Source organism: Rhizobacter sp. P3_B12, from assembly GCF_056402895.1.
In genome coordinates this window covers 1-1721 of the sequence record NZ_JBFUGN010001170.1, presented here as the reverse complement: position 1 = coordinate 1721, position 1721 = coordinate 1, and the positions used below count along the sequence as shown (strand labels likewise).

The following is a 1721-nucleotide window of genomic DNA, read 5'->3' as shown; positions in this document are numbered from 1 at the left end:
AAGCGCGCACCGGCGCTGGCGACGGGCTGGATGGTGCAGCGGACGGTCCGCGCCGGCGGGCCGTCGAGCGCGAGGACGACGCCCAGCGGCAGCAGCGGGTCGCCCGGCGTGGCGGGGTCCGGCGGCGCGCTGGCCGAGAAGCGCAGGTGGCCGCTCAGCAGGGTGCCGCTCGCGGCTTCGCAGCCGGACGGTGCAGCGCTGCAGCGCGCGACGATCACCCCGTCCGCATCGCCGAACACCCAGCCCGCCGCACCCGGCCCGCCGGGTTGCCAGAGGCTTCGGTCGGGGGTGATCGAGATCGATTCGAACGGGATGTCCGGTGCCCGCCCGAGCGGCCGGGCGATCGCGATGTCTTGCGGGGCGAGGCCCAGCACGGCGTCGTAGACCGGCGAGGCACGCGGTACGCGGGCATCCAGCTGCACGCGATGCAGGCCGCCGGCGGGGTGGCGCCAGCTCACGACGACGCTGAGGTCGCGCAGGGCGGGCGCCTCGGATGCTTCGGGCGCCGCGGATTGCTCGCTGTGGCTGAGCTCGAACGGCACCGGCGTCGTGGCGGCCGGTGACGATGCGGCCGGGCCGCGCAGGCGATCGAACTCCCGCCGTGCGAGCTGAAGTGCATCGATCCGCTGCCGGGCCGCGGTGCGGGCATGGCGCAGTGCGTCCTGCTGGTGCAGCAACGCCGCCGACAGCAGCGACACCAGCAGCAACGCAAGCAGCGCTTCGAGCAGGGCGGCGCCGGCGGCCACCCGGGCGGYGGGTGGCGCCCTGAAGGTGCTGTGCATCAGAAGTCGCGCCAGCTGCCGGGCACGCGGGCCCAGGTGCCGCAGCACATCTGCAGGTGTTCGATGACGGCGCCGTCGTGCTCGATGCGGGTCGGCCCGGACAGCCGCAGATCGTTCTCGGCCAGCAGGGCACCGTGCAGCGTGGCCCCGGCTTCGTCGCGCCATTCGGCGCTGCGCAGGTACAGCACGCCGTGGATGCGCGCCGGCCCGCGCAGGTGCACGGCGCCGTCGACGATCAGCAGCACCGGTCGCGTGGGCGAGCCGAGCTCGGTGGCGCCGTCCAGCCGCAGGCCGCCGTCGAGCCAGAGCAGGGTTGCCGACCCGGGCGGCGCGAGCTGTCGGGAGACCTCGGCGTCGCAGGGCGTCGTGCAGGTCACGAAGCGCGCCACGGGCTGGGCCTGCCATGTCGTGCGGTTCATCCGGAAGACGCTGGCGAAGAACTGCGCCGCGTCGAGCGAGGCGAGCACCGCATCGGCGCCGGCGATGGTCGACAGCGCTGGTGCACCGGGTGGGCCGATCAGCCTGGCGTCGCCCGGGTCGGCTTCGGCGCCGGCGTGCAGCGTGAGGCCGCCGCTCGCGATCCCGTGGTGCACGACGGTCGGCTCGCCACGCAGCTGCACGGAGCCTCGCGCCGTGACGGCCGCGACCGGCCGGACGTCGATGGCCGGGATGCGGGCCACGTCGGCCCAGGTCCGCGTGACGTGGGCCGCCGGGGGGGCACCCGCGCCCGCAGGTGCCAGGCAGGCGGCGGCGGCGCCACTGCAGCCGATCGACTCGACCGTGGTGACACCCGAGGCGGCGCTGCTCAGCCGCAGCGCGAAGACCTGGCGGGCGGCATCGGCTTCGATGTCGGCGCTGCTGCCGTCGGCCGGTGGGCAGCGGCATGACCAGGCCCCCTCGATGGACGAGCAGGACGGCATGGCGGGCGTCCCCTGGTAG

At 75.4% G+C, this 1721-nt stretch carries 2 protein-coding genes; both read right to left on the bottom strand.

Annotation, left to right across the window (positions count from 1 at the left end):
• The coding region (locus AC1D01_RS33420) for a hypothetical protein (protein WP_477873770.1) at positions 1 to 782 on the bottom strand (782 nt) is incomplete at its 3' end.
• Positions 782 to 1721: hypothetical protein (locus tag AC1D01_RS33415; protein WP_477873769.1), on the bottom strand; the 940-nt coding region annotated here is incomplete at its 5' end. The genes AC1D01_RS33415 and AC1D01_RS33420, both read right to left, overlap by 1 nt.